Source organism: Streptomyces sp. NPDC085524 (genome assembly GCF_044541755.1).
In the GTDB taxonomy this organism is placed as follows: Bacteria; Actinomycetota; Actinomycetes; order Streptomycetales; family Streptomycetaceae; genus Streptomyces.
In genome coordinates this window covers 92,828-114,646 of the sequence record NZ_JBITTH010000027.1, presented here as the reverse complement: position 1 = coordinate 114,646, position 21,819 = coordinate 92,828, and the positions used below count along the sequence as shown (strand labels likewise).

Here is a 21,819-nt window from a genome sequence, read left to right as displayed (position 1 = left end):
CCCTGGTCTGTGGGGCGGGCGGTTCAGCTGCGCCAGGTGTCGTTCAGCGTGACCTTGCCGCTCGCGGGGACGGTGGCGGTGCGGTTCGCGCCGCTCTCCCAGGTGACGTTGCCGGAGGCGTCCTTGCGGACGTACTTGTACGCGAAGGACGTGCCGGCCGGGAGCGTGACGTCGAGCTTCCAGACGGGGTAGGCGGCCGGGTCGAGCTTCAGCGCGCTGCCGGTGTTCCAGGCACCGAGCTCGGCGCGGTCGCCGACGACGTAGACGTTCTGACCGAGGACGGTGGTGGCGTTGACGGCGAAGGCGGCGCCGGCCGCCACCGTGGCCGGGGCACCGGAGCAGGTGCGGGCGCCCACGTGCAGGGCGACGGCGGTCCCCGCCCCGAGGGTGGCGGCGAACCGGCCGCCGGAGTCCACGGTGACCGCGCGCCCGCTCTGCACGTCGCAGTAGTCGCCGGCCGGGAGGGAGGTCTGGAAGGTCCGGGTCAGCGCGCTCGCCTCGTGGTTGATCGCCACGTACGCCTTGGAGCCGCGCCCGAAGGCGATCTGGTCGCCGCCGTTGTCCCACCAGTCGGTGACGGCCTGCCCGCGGGCGGTGTTGCGGAAGGCGACCATGGAGGAGATCTCCCGCCAGGCGTGCTGGCACTTCCACCCGTCGGTGTAACAGGCGTTGACCGTGCCGCCGTTCGGCGGACCGGCGTCCTTGTCGGTCCACTCGTAGCCGGAGTGGACGTCGGGGGATCCGTAGGGCCAGGCCAGCATGAACACGCTGGCGAGGGTGTAGGCGGAGCCGTCCTTGTAGGTGAGGGTGTCGCCGCCGCGCTCGGTGTCGTGGTTGTCGACGAAGACGCCGGACTGCGCGCTCGGCATGTAGCCCCATGCCTCGCCGAAGTTCTTCAGGTAGGCGAGGTTCTCGTTCTGGAAGACGCGCTTGAGGTCGCGGGCGTACCGGAACTCCTGCACGTCGCCGTTGCCGAGGTACTCGGAGGGCGACACGGCCTCACCGGCGCCGTGGATCGCCTCCTGCTTCCAGTACACCGACGGATTCGCCAGCCGGGACTTGATGTTCGCCAGGTCGGCGGCGGGCATGTGCTTCGCGGCGTCGATCCGCAAGCCGTCCACCCCCAGCGACAGCAGATCGTTCAGATACCCGGCGATCCGGCCCCGCACGTACTCCTCGCCGGTGTCGAGGTCGGCGAGCTGCACGAGCTCGCAGTTCTGGACGTTCGCCTTGTCCTGGTAGTTGGAGATCGTCGCCCGGCAGTCGTCCATGTCGGAGCCGGAGTAGGTGCCCGGATAGTTGTACTTCGTATAGGTGGAGCCGCCGGTTCCGGTGAAGGTGGCGCCGGCGTCCGCCGGGCCGGCCATGTGGTTGATCACCGAGTCGGCGACGACCTTCACCCCGGCGGCGTGGCAGGTGTCGACCATGTTCTTGAAGGCGGTCCGGTCACCGAGCCGACCGGCGATCTTGTAGCTGACGGGCTGGTACGAGGTCCACCACTGCGACCCCTGCACGTGCTCCTGGGGCGGCGACACCTGCACGTAGCCGTATCCGGCGGGTCCGAGGGAGTCGGTGCAGGCCTTGGCCACGGAGTCGAAGCGCCACTCGAAGAGGACGGCGGTCACGTCCTTCTCACCGGGGGGCGTGGCGGTCGCCGGTGGGGCGACGGCCGTCAGCACGGCGGCGGCGAGGGCTGTGGCGGCGAGAGCGGAGGTGGCACTGAAAAGGGTTGCAGCTCTGACGGCTCTGGCAGGCATGCGAGGGCCTCCTGGCGGGAGAGGTGGGGATTGGAGCGACCGTAGGTGCCAGGTAGGGGCACTGCAAGAGTTTGCGCAAGAGATTGCAGAATTGTTTCCGAGGTGTGTCCTGCTGGACAGCCCCCTGGACTACGGCCCCGCCGCGGCGAGTTCACCCCTCGGCACACCCCCGCGACGCCGTCCCGGTCCGGGCCGCGGCCGCCCCGCCCGACGACCCCGGGCTCCGCCGTCGGCCGCCCCCGCGTCCCGCACGTCCGGGGCGGCGCCGGTAATCGGCTTTCAATTCCTGCCGAAATGCTGCCGAACTGGGCTCAAGGAGTGGGTCCCCCGGGCACGACCGGCGCGCTGCGGCGGCGCCCCTACGGCCGCCGATATCCCTGCAACGTCAAACGAGGCGTGCAGGAAGGGGCGGGGGCTTAGGGGTACGAATCCTACGCGGGCGGGACTTCTCCCCCTCGAGCCCCGCCCGCGGGCCCGCGTTTGCCCACCCGCCCCCGCCGCGTCGGGAAGCACCGGGCCGTCCTGTGCGGCGGGGTCGGGGCGATGGCCGGGTCTGCGTCGGCCGGAATCAGAGAGGGCTTGGGGCTTTCCCGTCAGTCCCATGGTCCTTCCGTGTCGGGCCGGCCTGTCAAGGGCGCTCCTCCTTCGTCGTCGCGTCGCTTCGCGATCGCCTACGGCGACCCTTGACAGACCGTCCCGCCCCGGAAAGACAAGGACTGCCGGGAAACCCCCAAAAGAACGGGCCGGGCGGAAGACAGAAAACCGGGTCGATCAGCGATGTCCGACCCCGCTCCGCAGGGGCCGGGCCCGGCCTCGGGCCCTCCCAGGCCACCATCCGGACCGGGCAGGCGGCCACTCATCCCCCAACCTCGGCGACAAGACCCTCAGCCCCCGACAGGCGCAGCAAATCGCTACGCGCTCCTCAACGACGGCGTCCGGCTCCCGTCTTGGGCTCATCTGGACGCGACAGATCGCTACGCGCTCCTCATTTCTCAGCGTCCACCGACCGTCCCGGGCCGATACCTCGGAGAGGGGTCGACCGACGCCACGTGGTGGATGCTGCCCTGGACACGCCCCGACCAGCACCAGTGAGCAGCCGTGACCGACTACCTGCAAGCCGTATTCGACATGCTCGGCCCGGCGGGGAACCGCTACGACGATCCTGATGCCTGGCTTCGCCTGGAACAGGACTCATACCCCTTGCCGGAACTGACCAGGGGGCCGCCGTCTTCCTGGCGCCCGAGGTCCACGGGTTCCCCGACGGGGTGGTGGTCCAGGGCTCGGAGGGCGATTGGGTCGGCCACCCCGTGAACTTCACCGAATGGCTGTACCGCTACCTGATCGGCGAAGAGATGGCCGGTTGGGGCAGTGCTGCCCTCTACCCCGGCCCCGTCCTCCTGGAGTACCTCCCCACAGCACCGGACAAGCGGACCCCCGAGGTGTAAGGCCCGGAACGCGGTATGTGACTTCCACGCGAGCAAAGGAACACGGTCACCGACCTGCGGTTCCGCTCAGACGACGGGCTTTGACTGCGGCGGTGTACTGCTCACGCGTCAGATCCTGGGCGCCGATGCCGAGCTCTGTGAGAACCTGGCGCACGTCGTCCAGCGCCCCGGCCAACTCACGCTCGTCCACCAGGGTCTCGAGCTCCAGGAACGTGCCGTCCACCTCGGGAACGCGGACCAGTGTCGCGAGCATCTGACGGCCCTGCGCCTCGAAGGCGTAGTTCCGGCACCTCTTCTCGAAGGCGATGGCCGGCTCATAGCCGAGGCCCCGCAACGTCGCGTGCACCGCCTCGGCGTCCTCAACTCGGGTCTCGTACTCGGGCTTCGACCCGGACTCCTCGTCCACTCGGGCGCCCTTGTACGTGAGGATCGTGCGAGTTTCGTCCGAACCGTGCACGGTCCGAACCCGAAGCTCCTCGTCCCGAGCCTCCAACGCGCCGTCCGGAGTGTCGTAGTAGGTGTCCTGGTACACCTCTGCCCGGCCCTCGGCGCGCTCGTCCAGCCGCCGCAGCGTCTCTTCCGGCGCGTGTACATACGCCTTCAGCTCCGCTTCGATCATCTGCACATCCCCTCTCAAACCGTACGTTGGGCACCTCGGGCGACTGCGTCGAACATGCGCCGAAACCCCCTGAACAGCGGCCCGTGCGGAGTCTCCATCACCTTGTAAGTGGCGGACTCGTGTCCTTCCCAACCTGCATCGAAAGCTCCGACGAACAGGGTGGAGTCAGCCCGGATCAACCGCCACGTGGGCAGCATGCCGTACACCGGCGCTTCCGGGTCGAGCAGGAGCACCCTCACCCTGAGCCCTCTGAGGTGAGCACGCAGCATCGAATCTTTGAGACCGATCAAGCCGAGGCCGCGCACCGCGAGGACGTCCAACTCCTTCGCGCGCCGCACCTGCTGCTGAATCTCCTCCTGCGCGACGGCCTGCGCCGAGTACACCCGTACCACCTCTGGGAACGCCGCCAGGTCGAACGCCGCCCCTCCGGAAGGGTGCTCACGACTGGCCGCCAGTCCGAGAAGGTGCCGAGCACCGTCCGGCATGTTCAAACCGTCAGCGATCCGCTCGTGCACATCGAGGCGGGACACCTCACGACGCCGGTTGATGATCTCGTTCACCCGGGCCTGGGTCATGCCGACCGCCGCAGCAATGCGTGCCTGGCTGGCACCGCTGTACTGCTGCACGTACCGGAATACCGCACCGACATCGCGCGCGCGAAGAGCCTGGCGTACATCTGCCCGCTCCCACGCCCAGTCAGGCAGGGACGGCACGAGCGGTGTGGTCACGGTCGATCACTCCCGTCATCCGCCTGCGAGATGGGAAGTCATCCCACCGTGAGATTGCCGTCCGGATATCGAGCCCGTACGCACTGTCACCAGATCCTGTCGACGTGCCACCAAACCGGTGGCCGGTCCACTGCCCGGAATCGGAGGCCCCCGCCATGACTCTCGATGCTTGCGAAGCCCCTGACGACCCCTGGTCGCACCTGCAGCCCGGGCCCAGCCAGGAACTCATCGACCGTGCCCACGTCGGCTGGCAGCGTTTCATCGCCTCCATCGAGGAGCCGTCGGATGACTGAACGGTACGAGTACGTGCCCCATCGACTGCTGCGCCGCCGTGTCCGTGACATCGCTTCCGGCACCGAAGGCGAGTTGATGGCCGTGATCAACGAGAACGTCTCAGACTCCGTTGCGCACGAACACTGGATGAAGCTCGCGTACATCCGTGGCGCCTCTGGCCGCGAGTTCACCACGGCAGTCGACAACGTCGAACCGGCCGGTTACCAGCCGCAGAAGGCCCGCAGACGCTAAACAACCCCGCCCGTACGGTTCCCGCACTTCCCTGGTCACCATCCGGTGCAGGTATCGGCCCGAGACGGCCGTCGGACGCCGAGAAGGAGAAGCGCATACCGATCTGGCGCGTCTGCCCAGCCCCAGACGGGTCGCAGACGCCGTCGTCGAGGAGCGCGTAGCGATTTGAGGCGCCTGGCAGGGCCCGAGGGCCTTGTGGCCGAGGTTTGGCGGAGGGTGGCCGCCTGCCCGGCTCGGGCCGAGCTCTGGAGGGGCCGGGGCCGGGCGCGCCGCACCGGAGCGGGGTCGGGCATCGTCGACACAGCCGTGTTTTGTCCTCGGACCGGCCCGTCCTTTTGGGGGGTTCCCGGCTGTCCTTTGTCTTTCCGGGGCGAGACGGTCGGTCAAGGGTCGCCGAAGGCGATCGCGAAGCGACGCGACGAAGGAGCGCTCTTGAGGGACCGGCCCGAACCGGAAGGACGATGGGACAGCCGGGAACCCCCCAAGGCCTCTCTGATTCCGCCCGGTGCAAGTCCCGCCTTCCCGCGGCCCCGCCCACCCGGGGAGGCGGCTCGCGAGAACTCCCCCGAGCGGGGCCCGAACAGGCAAAACCCCCTCCCGTGCAGGCGCCGGCGTCCCCCCACCCGCACCCGGGGGCGGGTGGGCAAACGCGGCTCCGGGAGGGGGCTCAAGGGGGGGTGAAGTCCCGCTCGCGCGGGAACCCGTACCCCCCTCCCCCTAAGGCGCCTGCCCCGTGGACCCCCGTACCACCAGTTCCGGCTGGAAGACGTACTCCGTGCGCTGGACCGGGGTGCCCGACACCGCTTCCAGGAGGGCGCCCACCGCGGCCGTCGCCATGGCGCGGACGGGCTGGCGGACCGTGGTGAGCGGGGGGTCCGTGAAGGCGATCAGCGGGGAGTCGTCGAAGCCGACCACCGATACGTCCTCCGGCACCCGCAGCCCCCGCGCGCGGGCCGCGCGGATGACGCCGAGGGCCATCGGGTCGCTGCCGCAGACGATGCCGGTGCAGCCCCGTTCGAGCAGGGCCATGCCCGCGGCGTGGCCGCCCTCGACCGTGAACAGCGTGCGCTGGACGAGGCCTTCGGCGGCGGCACCGGGAACAGCGGCCAGGAAGCCCTGCTCCTTGCGCGCCGACGGCACGTACCGGGTGGGCCCTATCGCGAGGCCGATCCGCCGGTGGCCCAGGTCTTCCAGGTGCCGTACGGCCATCTCGGCCGCCGCCCGGTCGTCCGGGGAGATGAAGGGGGCGTTGACGGCTTCGTTGAAGCCGTTGATCAGGACGAAGGGGACGCCGCGGGCCGCGAGCCGCTGGTAGCGGGACGGGTCCGCGGCGGAGTCCGCGTGGAGGCCCGACAGGAACACGATGCCCGTGACCCCGCGCTCCTCCAGCTGTTCGACCAGCTCGTCCTCGGTCGCCCCGCCCGGTGTCTGCGTGCACAGCACCGGCGTGTAGCCGTGCCCGGCCAGCGCCTGCTCGATGACCTGCGCGAACGCCGGGAAGATCGGGTTGGTGAGCTCCGGGATCAGCAGCCCGACCAGCCCGTTGCTGCGCCGTTTGAGCCGTACGGGACGCTCGTAGCCCAGCAGGTCGAGCGCGGCCAGCACCTTGTGGCGGGTGCCGGCCGCGACGCCCGCTTTGCCGTTGAGCACGCGGCTGACGGTCGCCTCGCTGACCTGGGCCTGCGAGGCGATGTCCGTCAGCCGCAGCGGGGACGTCACACCTGCCACCACACCGTGCTGTCGGCGGGCAGCACGTCCGCGTCCGCCACGTCGGTGCTGGCCAGCAGCACCCGGGCACCGGGCGCCGCCGGCATGCGGACGGCCGCGTCCGTGGTGTTGGCCGTGCACACGAAGCCGCCGCGGCGGAAGGCCAGCACCCCCTGCGGGGCCTCCAGCCACTCCACGCCCTCGCCCGCGCCCAGTTCCGGGTGCTCGCGCCGCAGGCGCAGGGCGGCGCGGTACAGCTCCAGGGTGGAGTCCGGGTCGCCGGTCTGGGCGGCCACGCTCAGTCCTGCCCATTCGGCGGGCTGGGGCAGCCAGCTGCCGCCGGTGCCGAAGCCGTACGGGGCCTGGTCGCCCGACCACGGGATCGGTACGCGGCAGCCGTCGCGGAGCCCGTCCTGGCCGTTGGCCTTGAAGAAGGAGGGGTCCTGGCGCACCTCGTCCGGGAGGTCCGTGACCTCGGGCAGGCCGAGTTCCTCGCCCTGGTAGACGTACGCCGATCCGGGCAGGGCCAGCATCAGCAGGGCGGCTGCGCGGGCGCGGTCGAGGCTGCCGAAGCGGGTGCGGTGGCGTACGACGTCGTGGTTGGAGAGCACCCAGGTGGTCGGGGCGCCGACCGGGCGCATCGCGTCGAGGGACTCGTCGATGGTGGCGCGCAGCGCCTCGGCGTCCCAGCCGGTGTTCAGGTAGTGGAAGTTGAAGGCCTGGTGGAGCTCGTCGGGGCGCAGGTACATGGCGGTGCGGTCCGCGCTGGGCGTCCAGGCCTCGGCGACGCCGATGCGGTCGCCGGCGTACTCGTCGAGGACGAGGCGCCAGGAGCGGTAGATCTCGTGGACGCCGTCCTGGTCGAAGAAGGGCAGCACCTGGTTGCCGAGGAGCTTGAGCTGCTCGCCGCGGCCGAGGTCGGGCAGGCCGGGGGCCTTGACCAGGCCGTGGGCGACGTCGATGCGGAAGCCGTCGGCGCCGAGGTCCAGCCAGAAGCGCAGGATGGAGCGGAACTCGTCCTGGACGGCGGGGTGTTCCCAGTTGAAGTCGGGCTGTTCGGGGGCGAAGAGGTGCAGGTACCACTCGCCGTCGGCGGCCCGCGTCCAGGCCGGGCCGCCGAAGATGGACTCCCAGTCGTTCGGGGGTTCGCTGCCGTCCGCCCCGCGGCCCGGGCGGAAGTGGAAGCGCTCGCGCAGCGGCGTCCCGGGTCCTTCGCGCAGGGCCTGCTTGAACCATTCGTGCTGGTCGGAGCAGTGGTTGGGGACGAGGTCGACGATGATGCGCAGGCCCAGTGCGTGGGCTTCGCGGATCACGGCGTCGGCGTCGTGCAGGGTGCCGAACATGGGGTCGATGGCCCGGTAGTCGGCGACGTCGTAGCCGGCGTCGGCCTGCGGGGAGGCGTAGAAGGGGCTGAGCCAGACGGCGTCGACGCCCAGGTCCTTGAGGTAGGGCAGTCGGCTGCGGATGCCTTCGAGGTCCCCCATGCCGTCCCCGTTGGAGTCGGCGAAGCTGCGCGGATAGACCTGGTAGATCACCGCTTCTCTCCACCAGCCGGGCTGGGTGCCGGTGGAGGTGGGGAGCGCGTCGGCGAGGTGCTGGGTCATGGTGTCCTTGAAGAGATCGGGCCGGTACGACGGGGCAGGCAGGGTGGTCAGCCCTTGGTGGCGCCTGCCGTCATCCCGGCGACGAGGTGACGCTGGGCGAAGACGAAGAAGATCGCTGCGGGGATCGCGATGAGTACGGAGGCCGCGCTCATGGCGCCCCAGTTGGAGGTGTACTGCGTGACGAAGGTCTGCAGTCCGCCGGCCAGGGTGAGGTTTTCGTCGCCGACCATGAAGGCGGAGGCGTAGGCGACTTCGCCCCAGGCGGTGATGAAGGCGTAGAAGCCGGTGACGGCGAGGCCGGGCTTGGCGAGCGGCAGGATGAGCCGCCAGAAGGTGCCGAAGGGGTTGAGTCCGTCGACGCGGCCGGATTCGTCGATCTCGACCGGGATGGTGTCGAAGAAGCCCTTCATCATCCAGGCGCAGAACGGCACGGCGATGGTGAGGTAGGTGATGATCAGCCCGAGGGGCTGGTTGAGCAGCCCGAGGTCGCCCATCAGGTTGTAGAGCGGGACGATGAGGATCGCCATCGGGAACATCTGCGTGATGAGCAGGGTCCACATCAGGGGCTTCATGCCGGGGAACTTGAAGCGGCTGACCGCGTATCCGGTGGTGGCGGCGATGAACACGCCGAGGACGGTGGTGACGCCGGCGACGAGGACCGAGTTGCCGAACCAGCTCAGGAAGTGGCTCGACTCCAGCAGGTACCGGTAGTTGGCGAGCGTGGGTTCCTTGACGAAGTCCGTGCTGATCGCGTGCTTGGCGGGCTTGAGGGAGGTCAGCAGGATCCACAGCACCGGGAAGACGGCGATGACGGAGGCGACGACGAGGGTCGCGTGCAGGCCGACGGAGGCGAGGGGGGACCGGCGGCCCCGGCCCCGGGCGGTGGCGGGGTTCGTCGGGCCGGGCTTCGCAGCCGAAGACGTCTGGGCGGCCGGGGCCGCGGTCCCGGCGGTGGACTTCGTGGTCACGGTCACCACACCTCTCCCTGCTTGCGCAGCGAGCGCCGGTAGACCAGCGCGAAGATCATGAGCAGCAGGAGGATCAGCACGCCCCAGGTCGCGGAGACGGCGAAGTCGCGGGGGCTCGTGATGAAGGCCTCGCGGAAGGCCTGGGTCACCAGGATCTCGGTGGAGTCGCCCGGTCCGCCCCGGGTGAGCAGGAAGATCACCGGGAACATGTTGAAGGTCCAGATGGTGGAGAGCAGGATCACCGTCATGCTCACCGCGCGCAGCCCGGGCAGGGTGATGTGCCGGAACCGCTGCCAGGCGGAGGCCCCGTCCATCTCGGCGGCTTCGTAGAGTTCGCCGGGGATGGACTGCAGTCCGCCGAGGAGGGCGACCATCATGAAGGGGACGCCGAGCCAGACGTTGACGGCGATGACCGAGAACTTGGCCCAGGTCGGGTCGTCGAGCCACGGGATCGCGGCGATGCCGCCGCCGTCGAGGACCTTGTTGAGGATGCCGTTGTCGCGGTTGAAGAGGAACCGCCAGGCGAAGACGGAGACGAAGCCGGGGACGGCCCAGGGCAGAATCAGCGCCATCCGGTAGGCGGCGCGGCCGCGGAACTCCCGGTTGAGCATGTTGGCCAGCACCAGGCCGAGCGCGAAGGTGATCGACACGCAGCCGACGGTCCACAGCACGGTCCACACCAGCCGCTGCAGGAACACCGGGTCGCTGAGGACGGCCGTGTAGTTGTCGAGGCCGACGAACTCGTACGAGGCCTCGATGTGGCGGACGCCGATGGTGCGGGAGACGTTGCGCTCGTTGGCGTTGGTCAGCGACAGGTAGATGCCATTGACCAGCGGCCAGCCGATGATCACGCCGAGGACGAGCACCACCGGGGCGACCATGGCCCAGGCGTACCAGTGGGTGGCGAGGGCGCGCCCCAGACCACCTGTGTTCCTGCTGTCAGTCCTGCGGCTCCGGCCGCGGGCGACGTCGGTGTTCCCGATCTCGTCGCCCGCGGCCTTCGCCACCGACTGGCTGGTGTGAGCAGCCATCTGTATCTACTACTTCCAACCCTTGAGGATCTTGCGGAACTCGACGCCGGCCGCCTTGGCCGCGTCCTCCGGGCTGGACGCCCCGGTGATCGCCTTGGTGTATTCGACCTTCAGCGGCTCGAAGAGGGAGCCGTTCTCCGGGATCCAGGCGCGCTCGACGGCCTTGTCCACGGCCGGCTTGAAGAAGGCGACCATCTCGCTGGCCTTCACGTCCGGCTGGTCGTAGGCGGCGGTGCGGGTGGGGAGCAGGCTGAGCTCCTTGGCGGACTGCACCTGCACGTCCTGCGAGGTCATGTACTCGACGAAGGCGTGCGCGGCCTCGCGGTTCTTGGAACCGGCGTAGACGGCGAGGTCGTGGCCGCCCTGCGGGGCGCCGGCCTTGACGGAGCCGGCCGGGACGGCGGCGATGCCGAGGTTGGCCTTGTCCTTGAACTGGTCGCCGGCGTAGGTGTCGGCGACGGCCCACGGACCGTTGATCATCATCGCCACCTCCCCGGTCTTGAAGGCGGTCTGCATGTTCGTCCAGCCGTCGGTGGCGTTGGTGAGCGCCGCTCCCGAGGTGACGAGGTCGCGGGCGGTCTTGAAGGCCTTGACGCCCGCCGCGTTGTCGACCGTGACGGTCTTGTTCTTGGCGTCGACGAGGTCGCCGCCCTCGCCGTAGATCAGCGGGAGGAACCAGTAGGAGTCGTCGCCGCGCAGGTAGAGGCCGGCCTTGCCGGTCTTGCCCTTGATCGCGGCGGCGGCGGTCTTCAGCTCCTCCAGGGTGGTGGGGGGCTGGACGCCGGCGTCGGCGAGCATCTTCTTGTTGTAGAAGAGGCCGAGGGTGTCGATGACCTGCGGCACGGCGTAGGTCTTGCCCTCGAACTTGCCGCTGGCCGCGGCCTGCTTCAGGAACTCGGCGTCGACCTTCTTGGCGGTGTCGGCCGGGACCTCGTCGAGGTAGCTGAGGGAGGCGAAGTCGGCGACCCAGCCGACGTCGGCGCGGATCACGTCGGGGGCGTCGGAACCGCTGCTGAAGGCGTTCTTGATCTTGTTCTGCGCGTCGCCGTAGGGGACGTTGACGTACTTGACGGTGACCTTCGGGTGCTTCGCGGTGAACGCCTCGGCGATCTTCTGGAAGCTGGCCTTCTCGGCCTCGTTCGAGGTGTCCCACCAGGTGACCGTGCCGGACAGCTCTCCGCCGGCCTTGGTCTCGCCACCGTCGCCCTTGGTGTCGCCGCCGCAAGCCGTAGCCGCGAGCGCCAGGGTCGCGACCAGCGCGGTGGCCGCTATGCCACGCCGCATATGAACTCCTTCGATGGATCCCGGCCGCGCCCGTGCGGTCCCGAGTTGCAGGGAACGTAACAAGCCTGAAAGCCGTCCGAAAGAGCTTGCGGCAATTTTCTGCAAGACGAGCTGATCGTTACATCCGTGTGTCCGTACGGTTGCCTCTGCTTGCTGTTAGTTCGAGTCACCTTCGAGCCTCCGGGCCCGCAACCACGGGGCGTGTACTCGCGTTGACCCCGATATGACCCATGAGCTGACCGCCTCCCGGCTTGCAAGTGCTTCCAGCAAGGCGACCGCGGATACGGCCGCCGACGGCGGCTGGTGGCGCGATGCCGTCATCTACCAGGTCTACGTACGCTCCTTCGCCGACAGCGACGGGGACGGCATCGGGGACCTGCGCGGGGTCCGCGAGCGCCTCCCGCACCTGGCCCGCCTCGGGGTCGACGCGGTGTGGCTGACCCCCTTCTACGTCTCCCCGCAGGCGGACGGCGGCTACGACGTCGCCGACTACCGGGCCGTCGACCCGCTCTTCGGGGACCTCTCCGACGCCGACGCGCTCATCGCGGCCGCGCACGCGCTCGGGCTGCGGGTGATCGTGGACGTGGTCCCGAACCACACCTCCGCCGAGCACCCCTGGTTCCGGGAGGCCCTGCGCGCCGGGCCGGGGGACGGTGCCCGCGCCCGCTACCACTTCCGCCCGGGCCGGGGAGCCTCCGGCGAGCTCCCGCCCAACGACTGGGAGTCCGTCTTCGGCGGCCCCGCCTGGACCCGGCTGCCGGACGGCGAGTGGTACCTGCACCTCTTCGCCCCCGAGCAGCCCGACCTGAACTGGGAGCACCCCGAGGTCGCGGAGGAGTTCGACTCCGTCCTGCGGTTCTGGCTCGACCTCGGCATCGACGGCTTCCGCGTCGACGTCGCCCACGGCATGGTCAAGGCCCCGGGCATGCCCGACATCGGCCGCGGCGCCCAGGCCACCCTCATCGGCACCGAGCCGCTCCCCTTCTTCGACCAGGACGGGGTCCACGAGATCCACCGCTCCTGGCGCCGCCTCCTCGACTCCTACGGGGGCGGGCGCATCGGGGTCGCCGAGGCCTGGGCCCCCACCTCCGAGCGGCTCGCCCTCTACGTCCGCCCCGACGAGCTGCACCAGGCCTTCAACTTCCGCTTCCTGAACTGCCCGTGGGACCCGGCCGCGATGCGCACCGTCATCGACGAGTCCCTGGCCGCCACCTCCTCGGTCGGCGCCCCGACCACCTGGGTGCTGTCCAACCACGACGTCGTACGCCACCGCACCCGCTACGGCAGCCTCGACCGGGCCCGGGCCGCCGCCCTGCTGATGCTGGCCCTGCCCGGATCGGCGTACGTCTACCAGGGCGAGGAGCTCGGCCTGCCCGAGGTCACGGACCTCCCGGACGAGGCCCGCCGGGACCCGGCCTTCCGCCGCGGGCGCCGTCGGCAGGAACCGGGGTCGGGCCCGGAGGGCGGGGCCCACGCCGGAACCGGGCTCCGCCCGGAGCCCGACGGCACCCCGCGGGCACCCGGGCGACGCTCGGGGACCTCGCCGGAGGCGGAAGCCGCCGGACAGGACGGGCTGCGCGACGGCTGCCGGGTGCCGCTGCCGTGGGCCGGTACGGAACCTCCGTACGGGTTCGGGCCCGGCGGCGCATGGCTGCCGCAGCCCGCCGGCTGGGGCGGCCTGGGCGTGGCCGCCCAGACCGGCGACCCGCACTCCACCCTGGAGCTCTACCGCGCGGCCCTGGAACTGCGCCGCGCCCTGCCGGGCCTCGGCGCACCGGAGGCCGGCCCGCTGACCTGGCTGCCCGCGCCGGAGGGCGTGCTCCTCTTCACCCGGCCCGGCTTCGCGTGCACCCTCAACACCCGCCCGGAGCCCGTGGAACTGCCGGCGCCCGGACGGCCCGTACTGTCCAGCGCCCCGGTCGAGACGGACGGCCGCACGGTCCGTCTTCCCCTGGATTCGTGCACGTGGTGGGCTTTGTGAGGTGGGAGCCGGTACAGTCCAATCCCGTGACCGCACGGCTAGCCGACATCGCAGCCCAGGCGGGGGTCAGCGAAGCCACAGTCAGCCGCGTGCTCAACGGCAAGCCCGGTGTGGCCGCGGGCACCCGTGAGTCCGTGCTGGCCGCGCTCGACGTGCTCGGCTACGAGCGGCCCGTGAAGCTGCGCCAGCGCAGCGCGGGGCTCGTCGGGCTGATAACCCCCGAACTGGACAACCCCATCTTCCCGGCGCTCGCCCAGGTCATCGGCCAGGCCCTGACCCGGCAGGGGTACACCCCGGTCCTGGCCACGCAGACGCCCGGCGGATCCACCGAGGACGAGCTGACCGAGATGCTGGTCGACCGCGGGGTCTCCGGGATCATCTTCGTCTCCGGTCTGCACGCCGACACCACTGCCGACATGGGCCGCTACGACCAACTCCGCGGGCAGGGCGTCCCGTACGTCCTCATCAACGGCTTCTCCGACAAGGTGCAGGCGCCCTTCGTCTCCCCCGACGACCGGGCCGCGATGCAGCTCGCCGTCACCCACCTGACCGCGCTCGGCCACACCCGGATCGGGCTGGCGGTGGGACCGAAGCGGTTCGTGCCGGTGCTCCGCAAGATCGAGGGCTTCCGGCTCGGGATGAAGGAGCGGCTCGGGCTCGACGAGGCCGAGGTGGAGGAGCTGATCCAGCACTCCCTCTACACCCTGGAGGGCGGCCAGGCCGCCGCCTCCGCGCTGATCTCGCGGGGCTGCACGGCGGTCGTGTGCGCGAGCGACATGATGGCGCTCGGCGCGATCCGGGCCGCCCGGCAACAGGGCCTGCGGGTCCCGCAGGACGTGTCGGTGGTCGGCTTCGACGACTCCCCCCTCATAGCGTTCACCGACCCGCCGCTGACCACCATCCGGCAGCCCGTGCAGGCCATGGGGCAGGCCGCGGTCCGGACGCTGCTGGAGGAGATCGGCGGTACGCCGGCCCCGCACAGCGAATTCGTCTTCCTCCCGGAGCTTGTGGTGCGCGGCTCCACGGCCTCCGGTCCGGGACAGGCCCGGGGGCGGGGTCGTCCCTAGGGCGGAGAGGCTGCGGCCAAGACCGTCCCGAGGGATGATCGGAGGCGAGAGCGCATCTGGCAGACTCCTATCCCATGGGTGAAGCGAGCGTGAAGACACTGGAAACCCGGACGGATGTCTCGTCACCCAACGTGACCGAGAGTGAGACCCGCCCGGGGTCCGACCGCGCCCTGCTCACCCGGCTGCGGTCACCGCGCCGGCCGCGGATCTGGTTCGAGGTCCTGCTCATCGCGGTCAGCTACTGGACGTACTCGCTGATCCGCAACGCGGTGCCCGAGCAGAAGGCGGCCGCCCTCGCGAACGCCGACTGGATCTGGCGCGTCGAGCACGATCTCGGCATCGCCGTGGAGAAGTCCGTCAACCACGCCGTCGATTCGGTGACGTGGCTGATCGTCGGCATGAACTACTACTACGCCACGCTCCACTTCATCGTGACCATCGGCGTACTGGTGTGGATCTACCGCTTCCATCCGGGGCGTTACGCGGCCACGCGCCTGATCCTCTTCGCCACCACGGGCGTGGCGCTGCTCGGCTACTACTTCTTCCCGCTCGCGCCGCCGCGGCTGATGAGCGGGCAGGACTTCGTCGACACGGTCGTGGTCCACCACACCTGGGGCTCGATGGCCTCCGGCAACCTCAAGCAGATGTCGAACCAGTACGCCGCCATGCCCTCGATGCACATAGGGTGGTCGCTCTGGTGCGGGCTGACGATCTTCGCGGTCGCCTCGGCCCCCTGGGCCCGGATCCTGGGCCTGCTCTACCCGGCGGCGACGCTCGTCGTCATCGTGGCCACCGCCAACCACTTCTGGCTCGACGCGGTGGGCGGCATGCTCTGCCTCACCTTCGGCTACCTCGTCTCGCGGGCCTGGTACGGCTCGCTCCCGCACCGTCTGCCCCGCCACCCCGAGCACGCGGGCCCGCACCCGGCCTCGGAACTCCTGAACCGCTTCCGCACCCGGGCCTGAGGCTGCGAGGATCCGGCCCATGGATCACACAGCCGTGTGGACGACGTACGGGCGGGACCGGAAGCCCTCTCCTGGCCACGAAGACGTGCTGCACCTGGTACGCAGCGCCACCCGCGCCGAGCCGGGCGGACGGGTCGAGGCCCTGGCCGTCGCCTGCGCGCGCGTGGTGCGGCGGTAGGCGCGGGGAGGACGGTCCGCATGTCGAACGCATCCCCGCTCCGGCTCCCGCCGGGAGTCCCCTGGCACTCCACCGGCTCGGGAGTCTTCCCCCACGCGGCACGGGTCGAGGGACGGTGGTGGGTCCTGCGTCTCAACGACTTCCCCGAGCATCCGCTCCTCACCCTCTTCGTCGGCGGCCGGCACGTGGCCGACCTGGACGACGTACCGGCGGACTGGCAGCGGCTGACAGACACCCCCGCCCTCACCTCCACCGAGCGCGCCGAGATCCTCGACCTCATGGCCGGACTCGGCCCGTACGGCTCGGAGCACGCGAACCCGTGCAGCGGCGACTGGTGCACCTGCGACCTCCTCACGGAGGCCTACGTACGCGAGCAGGCCCGGCCGTGAGCTCGCCGGTGCCCGGTCGTGTCAGTGCGCGAACGCTGCGTGGGCGACGAAGCCGGTCCAGGCGGCGGGGGTGAGGGCCAGGCGGGCGGCCTCGGGACGCTTGGAGTCGCGGACGAGGACCGACCCGGCCGTCCGGGCGACTTCCACGCAGTCGGGGCCGTCGTTGGTGCTGTAGCTGCTCTTGGTCCAGGCGACCTCGACGCACTCGTTGCTGTCACTGGCGCTGTAGCTGCTCTTCACCCACTCCAGTGCGGAAGGGCCGCCGACCGAGGGCTTGATGCTCATGTCTCTCCCAGCACTTTCTCGATGAAGACTCTCGACTGCCGTGGGCTGAGAGCCTGTGAACGGATGATCCCATACCGGAGTTCGAGGAGTTGGATCTCATTGACACTGGTGATCAAGCGGCTCGGCAGCTGCGCTTCGACGTAACCAACCGCCGATCCGTCCCGCAGTTTCAGCACCTGAAGGTGGCCCCCCATGCCTGCATGGTCTTCGGCGTCCGTCGGCATCACCTGAATCTCGACGTTGCGCAGTCTGCCCACGTCCAGCAGGTGCTCCAACTGCCTGCGGAGTATGTCCCGCCCGCCGAGCGTCCGCTCCAGTGTGACCTGCTCCAGCACGAAACTCAGCGCCGGTGACGGCTGCCGGTGGAAGATCTCCTGGCGAGCCATTCGGGCCGCCACGTACCGCTCCACCTCGTCCCGCGAGTAGGCGGGCCTCCGCATCTCGTACAGCGCCCGCGCGTACTCCTCGGTCTGCAGCAACCCGTGCAGGTTGTGGTTCCCGTAGGCCCCCAGCTCAACCGAGTCGGCCTCAAGCTTGGCCAGATCCCGGACCTTCTTCGGATACCGCGCCCGCTGGATATCCGCCTTCATGGCGGCGATTTTCCCACCCGCCTCCAGGATCTCGTCCGCCTTTTCCAGGAACTCCGGACGCGGAATCCGCGCGCCGCGCTCGATCTTGTAGATCAGGTTCGGACCGTAACCCATCCGTTCTCCGAACTTGGAACGGTCGAGGTCGGCCGCCTCACGCCACATTTTCAGCTGGCGTCCCACCGTGGCGATGACCGCCCCGGATTCGTCGTCCGGGTCGAGTTCCCAGCTCGACTCGTCGGCGCCGTCATTGTTCATGCCACCTCCGTATGGACCGGGAGGACACCGCGGGACCCGCTTGGACAACCGTCGTACACAGCACCCTCAACTCTGTTCAGGTTACGCACGGATGGCCACGCTGAGTCACGTGAATCAGGAAATCTGCCTCGTCGCCACGCTCCCCTCCACCCCGCGCGGAGCACGCGCCGCCCGTGCGCTCGCGGTGGCCCAACTCGCAGAACATCGGCTTCCGTTCGAAGACGCCGCACAGGTCGTCGCCGAACTCGCCGCGAATGCGGTGACGCACGGGAGGGTGCGCGGGCTGGACTTCCGGCTGGCGCTGGTCCTCGCGCCCGGGCCTACGCTCCGTATCGAGGTGTCGGACACCCGGCGGGAGGCCGGACCGCCCGCACTGGCCGAAGTGCCGGAGGACGAGGCCGAGTCGGGGCGGGGGCTGGCGCTTGGTGTCCGCCTTGGCGATGTGCTGGGGCACCGACCACGGGCCCGCGCCGCTGAAAACCGTATGGGCGGAAATGGCTTTGGGGAGTCCGATTTCACCGGATCGAGGTTTCCACGACCCGGTGGGCCGAGGCCCGGTCATGCACGACGCATAAGGACTAAATAACCGGGGGAAATGACCTCTCCACACCTCCCCCTCCCCTCTCACCCGGTCGGGTGAATCACCCCAACCGGGCTGGCGCATATGACAATTCGCCGGGCAGTCTGACTCTCAACACACCTTAAAACGCGTTCGGCCCCCGCGCGGGACTGCAATCCCGCCGAGGGCCTGACCATCGAGAAGGACAACACCCTTCCATGGCTGACCAGGAGCTTAGCGCGCCCTCGCGCGTCCCGTCGGGCATCCGACACATCAACCACGCCCATCACCGCGCGTACGTCAAGATCGGCAACCATCTCGCCCAGCACCGCCGGCTGAGCCTGACGGCGATCGGGCTGGCCGCGCACATCCAGTCGCTGCCGCCGGGCGCCAACGTGACCATCAAGGCCCTCGCCGCCCGCTTCCCGGAGGGCGAGGTCCGCATCGCCGCCGCCCTGCGCGAGCTGGAGGAGCACGGCTACCTGGCGCGGTTTCGGGAGCGGCTCCCATCCGGGCGTGTCGTGACCTGCACGGTCTCGTACAACAACCCGCCCGCGAGGTTCGCGGAGGCTGCCCGCGCGCTGCGCGTTCCGGCGGCCCGGGCGTCCGAGCCGGTCCCGACTCCGGACCCGGAGCCCGAACCGGCCCCGGACCCGGACCCCGACGCCCCCGTACCGCAGGCAGAGCTCGAAGCACGGGAGTTGCTGGCCCGGCTGCGGCTGCGCGATCCGCGGCTGGTGCTGTCCGAGCGGGACACGGTGCGGCTGGCGCCCGCCGCGGCCGTGTGGCTGGAGCGGGGGCTCGTCCCGAGCGCGGTGGCTGCCGCGCTCACGAACTCGCTGCCGCTGACGCCGATCCACTCCCCGGCGGCGCTGCTCGCCCACCGCCTGCGGGAACTCGTACCGCCCCGCCTGCCGGACTCCCCGGCCGGGGGCGCGGTGCGGCCGGACCGCGCGATCCTCCCGCTCCGTGCGTGCGAGGACTGCGGGCGCGGCATCCGCTCCACCACCCCGGCCCACTGCGCCGACTGCGCCTCCGAGACCGCCGTCGCCTGAAGGACGTCCCGGCCCGGCGGTAGCCGATCGAAATCGGAGCCCGCGAAAACCAGTGGAACGGTGCCGCTGCACGCCCTACCGTGCTGCGGGACCGAGTCGTCTGGGCAAGGACGTGCCGTTGTACACCGTGTGAAACCCCAAGTGCTGATTGGTCGCGCGTCGCACCTGTGCGCCGTGCTGCTTCTTGCTGCGGATTTCTCACTGAAACCGGTGTACTTCTGTGCTCAACAACTGGGTTGTCATACCCACCTGCCTGCCGCTCGTCCTCCGCCGCTGCCACACGTGCGGCGCGTCCGAGCGATTCCGCGCGAACGGAAAGTTCCGCGTCAACGCGAACCACAAGCTCCTCGACGCCTGGCTCCTCGTGCTCTGCACGGGGTGCGGGGACACGGCGAAGCTCACGGTCTTCGAGCGCACGAACGTGCGCTCCGTACGTCCCGAGCTGCTGGACCGGATGCACGCCAACGACCCCGGCCTGGCTGCCGAGCTGCTCCGGGATCCGGTCGTGCAGCGCCGCAATCGCATCGCCCTCGACTGGGACGGGGCCTGGCGCCTCGACACGGGCGGATCGGATCATCTGGACCGTGAGGTGGCCGACGTGTCGGTCCGCTTCGCGGCGCGGATTCCCGTCCGGCCGGTGCGGCTGATCGCCGACGGTTTCGGCCTGCCGCGGGCCGAGGTCGAGAGGCTGATCGAGGAGGGGAAGCTCGTTTCGGCGGTCCGGCTGAGCGGCAGGCTCTCCGGCGACTTCACCTTCACGCTCAAGCGCTGAGCTCCCCCGTCGGGACGGGGGCCTGTCCGGCGAGAACCGCCGGACAGGCCCCCGTCCCCGGGCTTATCGGACCGCGTCCCGTTCGCGGCGGAAGCGGACGAGTTCGCCGATCAGTCCCGCGATGAACTCGCTGGTGGCGCCGGGGTCCGTGAACGGGGCCTCCCGCCGGTCGTCGATCAGGCCCTGGAACGGCGGGGAGTAGGGGGCGGGCGTCCGGACCGTCGGCGGCAGGGGCTCGGCTCCGTGGAGGACGAGCATGTCGGCCACGAAGCAGGTGACGGCTCCCGAGGCAGCGCGGCCGATCCACACGGGGTAGCTCCCGTCCCCGAAGCCGCTCGGGAAGGCGATCAGGTTGGTACCGCTCGCCGGATCGGCCACCGTGCACGAGTGGACGCCTTCCTCGAACGCCGGCTCCGCCCCTTCGTAGAGCTCCGGCAGCGCGTCACGGCCGGAGGCGTCCATGAAGCAGGCCGTGCCCGTGTCGACGCCGAACCCGTAGAACTGCCCCTCGCCCAGGAGACGGCCGTCCTGCCCCTCCATCAGTGCGAGCTCCCAGCCGACGGTCGGCTCGTCGAGGATCCGCACCATCGCGGCCGGGGTCTCGCCGTCCCAGTCCTCCTGCTCCCAGCGCATCGTGGAGACGAGGACGGGGTAGTCGCCGGGCGGCACCGTGACGGTGAACCCCAGGTCGTCCTCGCCCCAGATCCGGACGCCCGGGTCCCTCGCGGCCAGCGAACCCGTGGGCAGGTGGAGCAGGCCCGCCGGGGCGGGTTCCCCGATCAGCGCGGTGCGGTCCTCGCCACAGGCCAGGCGGACGCCGGGGGTGAAGAGCTCCTCGAGGCCCTCCGGCCGCAAGGGCATCGGGGCCGACCACAGGGCCCCGGCTCCGGCTCCGTCCCCGTCCCCGGGCGCAGGAGCATCCGCACTCGACGGCTCCGACACCACGACGGACGGACTGCCCGGCCCCAGCGCCCGCAGGTCGATGTACGCCGTCCAGGCGCCGAACTCGGACTTGGCCACCGTGCGGTGCTCGGCCGGGACGTCGGTGCCCATCTGCAGCGAAGCTCCGGTGTCCAGAGTGCGGCGGCCCCTGCCGTCCGGGCGGACCGTCAGCTCGAACCGCACACCGGGCTTCGGGAACTCGGGCTCGGTGTCGTTGCTGTGTCCCCACTGCCGGAAGCGGTTCAGGTGCAGCCGGCCCGGCTCCAGCTGCCGGTACTCGTATGCGACGGTGCGCCGCCCGTGGGCGTCGAAGAGGAACAGCCCGAGGTACGCGTGCCGCCAGTCCACCTGGAACAGGGCCTTCGGCCGCCCCTGGTGGGACAGCAAGACCGCGTACGGTTCGCCGTTCCCGTCCCGCCGACGGGCCTCGGCCTCCGCGAGGGGGGCGACGGCCGCCCTCGCCTCCGGATCCCAGCCCTCGCAGTACAGCACCTCCACGACATCGACGACGCCGACGCCTTCGGCTTCCATGTCCACCCCTGCCACACCCCGTCCGGCCTTCTTGATCGATTCCGGGGTGACGGTAGCGGCCACCGCCGACAACGGGTGTGCGGGTCGAGGCCGTCGATACTGCTGTGATGCTGTTGACGTGGATCGCCGAAGTGGCGGACGAACCCCTGGTGCTCGAGCCGGCTGACCGGCAGATGGAGTTGGACACCAACACCTGGTGGCTGAGCGCGGCGGAAGGCGACAGGGAGTCGCTGTCCGTTTCCGAGGTGGTGGCCGCCTTCGAGCGGACTGCCGCCGCCATCCGGGGCCGTGTTCGCGAACTGGGGTTTGCCGGGGTGGCCACTTTCTACGTATGGCACGACGAGCAGGCCGGGCAGCTGCGGTGCTCGACTGGTTCCGTGGCCCCCGATGCATTGCCGTTCCGTGGGAATTACGCCGCCTGCGACGATCTCCGTCCGGTCGTCGAGGGGTTTCTGGCCGACAGCGAGCCGGAGAGCGACCCATTCCCCGTCTGGGTCTACAGCGTCGGGACCTCGCGCTGACCGGTTCGGCCCCTTCACGAGTCGTGGAAGCGGCTCGATGACCTTGCCCGCGATGCACTGA

The 21,819-nt window shown here is 70.2% G+C and carries 23 protein-coding genes; 12 read left to right on the top strand and 11 right to left on the bottom strand.

Annotated features, from left to right (window positions below; translation table 11 throughout):
• Positions 1-23: 23 nt before the first annotated feature.
• Positions 24-1,757: a carbohydrate-binding module family 20 domain-containing protein gene (locus ACIGFK_RS33245; protein ID WP_400054783.1), complete on the bottom strand. Its 1,734-nt coding sequence runs from the start codon at positions 1,755-1,757 to the stop codon at positions 24-26.
• Between the two features lie 1,307 nt (positions 1,758-3,064).
• On the opposite strand from ACIGFK_RS33245, the gene ACIGFK_RS33240 reads away from it, so the two are divergent.
• Positions 3,065-3,202 (top strand): hypothetical protein, encoded by a 138-nt coding sequence (locus ACIGFK_RS33240; protein WP_386467586.1) that lies wholly within the window; start codon positions 3,065-3,067, stop codon positions 3,200-3,202.
• Positions 3,203-3,248: 46 nt separating this feature from the next.
• Here ACIGFK_RS33240 and cyaB read toward each other — a convergent pair whose 3' ends face one another.
• Together cyaB and ACIGFK_RS33230 are read right to left on the bottom strand one after the other, a co-directional pair.
• The gene (gene cyaB / locus ACIGFK_RS33235; protein WP_400054781.1) at positions 3,249-3,821 is read right to left on the bottom strand and encodes a class IV adenylate cyclase; all 573 of its coding nucleotides are present in this window, start codon (positions 3,819-3,821) and stop codon (positions 3,249-3,251) included.
• Positions 3,822-3,835: 14 nt separating this feature from the next.
• Positions 3,836-4,549 (bottom strand): helix-turn-helix domain-containing protein, encoded by a 714-nt coding sequence (locus tag ACIGFK_RS33230; RefSeq protein ID WP_386467582.1) that lies wholly within the window; start codon positions 4,547-4,549, stop codon positions 3,836-3,838.
• A 155-nt stretch (positions 4,550-4,704) separates the two neighbouring features.
• On the opposite strand from ACIGFK_RS33230, the gene ACIGFK_RS33225 reads away from it, so the two are divergent.
• Positions 4,705-4,842, top strand: a complete 138-nt coding sequence (locus tag ACIGFK_RS33225) for a hypothetical protein (protein WP_386467580.1) — start codon at positions 4,705-4,707, stop codon at positions 4,840-4,842.
• The gene (locus tag ACIGFK_RS33220; protein ID WP_386467578.1) at positions 4,835-5,074 is read left to right on the top strand and encodes a hypothetical protein; all 240 of its coding nucleotides are present in this window, start codon (positions 4,835-4,837) and stop codon (positions 5,072-5,074) included. The genes ACIGFK_RS33225 and ACIGFK_RS33220 overlap by 8 nt, the downstream gene beginning before the upstream one ends.
• Positions 5,075-5,791: 717 nt before the next feature.
• Here ACIGFK_RS33220 and ACIGFK_RS33215 read toward each other — a convergent pair.
• Genes ACIGFK_RS33215 through ACIGFK_RS33195 form a run of 5 tightly spaced genes read right to left on the bottom strand, consistent with a single transcriptional unit; the run spans position 5,792 to position 11,668 of the window.
• A complete protein-coding gene (locus ACIGFK_RS33215; protein WP_376659072.1) occupies positions 5,792-6,802 on the bottom strand; it encodes a LacI family DNA-binding transcriptional regulator in 1,011 nt (336 codons plus the stop codon).
• Positions 6,790-8,385 carry a glycoside hydrolase family 13 protein gene (locus ACIGFK_RS33210; RefSeq protein ID WP_376659071.1) on the bottom strand — a complete coding sequence of 532 codons (1,596 nt, stop codon included), beginning with the start codon at positions 8,383-8,385 and terminating at the stop codon, positions 6,790-6,792. The genes ACIGFK_RS33215 and ACIGFK_RS33210 overlap by 13 nt, the downstream gene beginning before the upstream one ends.
• A 47-nt stretch (positions 8,386-8,432) precedes the next feature.
• Positions 8,433-9,359 carry a sugar ABC transporter permease gene (locus ACIGFK_RS33205; RefSeq protein ID WP_376659070.1) on the bottom strand — a complete coding sequence of 309 codons (927 nt, stop codon included), beginning with the start codon at positions 9,357-9,359 and terminating at the stop codon, positions 8,433-8,435.
• Complete coding sequence (locus tag ACIGFK_RS33200) at positions 9,356-10,384, bottom strand: carbohydrate ABC transporter permease (RefSeq protein WP_400054777.1); 1,029 nt, start codon at positions 10,382-10,384, stop codon at positions 9,356-9,358. Before ACIGFK_RS33200 ends, ACIGFK_RS33205 begins: the two co-directional genes overlap by 4 nt.
• Positions 10,385-10,393: 9 nt before the next feature.
• Complete coding sequence (locus ACIGFK_RS33195) at positions 10,394-11,668, bottom strand: extracellular solute-binding protein (protein ID WP_376659068.1); 1,275 nt, start codon at positions 11,666-11,668, stop codon at positions 10,394-10,396.
• 223 nt (positions 11,669-11,891) lie between these two features.
• Between ACIGFK_RS33195 and ACIGFK_RS33190 the strand changes: the two genes are divergently transcribed.
• From ACIGFK_RS33190 to ACIGFK_RS33170, 5 genes are all read left to right on the top strand, one after another.
• Complete coding sequence (locus ACIGFK_RS33190) at positions 11,892-13,649, top strand: glycoside hydrolase family 13 protein (protein WP_400054775.1); 1,758 nt, start codon at positions 11,892-11,894, stop codon at positions 13,647-13,649.
• Between the two features lie 26 nt (positions 13,650-13,675).
• Positions 13,676-14,716 (top strand): LacI family DNA-binding transcriptional regulator, encoded by a 1,041-nt coding sequence (locus ACIGFK_RS33185; protein WP_376659066.1) that lies wholly within the window; start codon positions 13,676-13,678, stop codon positions 14,714-14,716.
• 74 nt (positions 14,717-14,790) lie between these two features.
• Positions 14,791-15,681, top strand: a complete 891-nt coding sequence (locus ACIGFK_RS33180) for a phosphatase PAP2 family protein (protein ID WP_400054772.1) — start codon at positions 14,791-14,793, stop codon at positions 15,679-15,681.
• A 19-nt stretch (positions 15,682-15,700) separates the two neighbouring features.
• The gene (locus tag ACIGFK_RS33175) at positions 15,701-15,859 is read left to right on the top strand and encodes a hypothetical protein (RefSeq protein ID WP_400054770.1); all 159 of its coding nucleotides are present in this window, start codon (positions 15,701-15,703) and stop codon (positions 15,857-15,859) included.
• Positions 15,860-15,879: 20 nt separating this feature from the next.
• Complete coding sequence (locus ACIGFK_RS33170; RefSeq protein ID WP_376659063.1) at positions 15,880-16,248, top strand: hypothetical protein; 369 nt, start codon at positions 15,880-15,882, stop codon at positions 16,246-16,248.
• Between the two features lie 21 nt (positions 16,249-16,269).
• Here ACIGFK_RS33170 and ACIGFK_RS33165 read toward each other — a convergent pair whose 3' ends face one another.
• Positions 16,270-16,533, bottom strand: a complete 264-nt coding sequence (locus ACIGFK_RS33165) for a DUF397 domain-containing protein (protein ID WP_400054768.1) — start codon at positions 16,531-16,533, stop codon at positions 16,270-16,272.
• Positions 16,530-17,378 (bottom strand): helix-turn-helix domain-containing protein, encoded by an 849-nt coding sequence (locus ACIGFK_RS33160; RefSeq protein WP_376659061.1) that lies wholly within the window; start codon positions 17,376-17,378, stop codon positions 16,530-16,532. The genes ACIGFK_RS33165 and ACIGFK_RS33160 overlap by 4 nt, the downstream gene beginning before the upstream one ends.
• A 109-nt stretch (positions 17,379-17,487) precedes the next feature.
• Here ACIGFK_RS33160 and ACIGFK_RS33155 point away from each other — a divergent pair, with 109 nt between their 5' ends.
• The 3 genes from ACIGFK_RS33155 to ACIGFK_RS33145 all read left to right on the top strand — a co-directional run bounded on the left by ACIGFK_RS33155 (position 17,488) and on the right by ACIGFK_RS33145 (position 19,764).
• Entirely contained in the window at positions 17,488-17,964 is a 477-nt protein-coding gene (locus ACIGFK_RS33155) for an ATP-binding protein (protein WP_400054766.1), read from the top strand.
• Positions 17,965-18,155: 191 nt separating this feature from the next.
• A complete protein-coding gene (locus ACIGFK_RS33150) occupies positions 18,156-18,992 on the top strand; it encodes a helix-turn-helix domain-containing protein (RefSeq protein WP_400054764.1) in 837 nt (278 codons plus the stop codon).
• Positions 18,993-19,212: 220 nt separating this feature from the next.
• A complete protein-coding gene (locus tag ACIGFK_RS33145) occupies positions 19,213-19,764 on the top strand; it encodes a DUF1062 domain-containing protein (protein ID WP_400054762.1) in 552 nt (183 codons plus the stop codon).
• A gap of 63 nt (positions 19,765-19,827) precedes the next feature.
• On the opposite strand, the gene ACIGFK_RS33140 is transcribed toward ACIGFK_RS33145, so the two are convergent.
• Positions 19,828-21,237, bottom strand: coding sequence for a DUF4241 domain-containing protein (locus ACIGFK_RS33140; protein WP_400054760.1), 1,410 nt, complete (start codon positions 21,235-21,237; stop codon positions 19,828-19,830).
• Positions 21,238-21,344: 107 nt separating this feature from the next.
• Here ACIGFK_RS33140 and ACIGFK_RS33135 point away from each other — a divergent pair, with 107 nt between their 5' ends.
• Positions 21,345-21,758, top strand: coding sequence for a hypothetical protein (locus ACIGFK_RS33135; protein WP_400054759.1), 414 nt, complete (start codon positions 21,345-21,347; stop codon positions 21,756-21,758).
• The last annotated feature ends 61 nt before the right edge of the window (positions 21,759-21,819 follow it).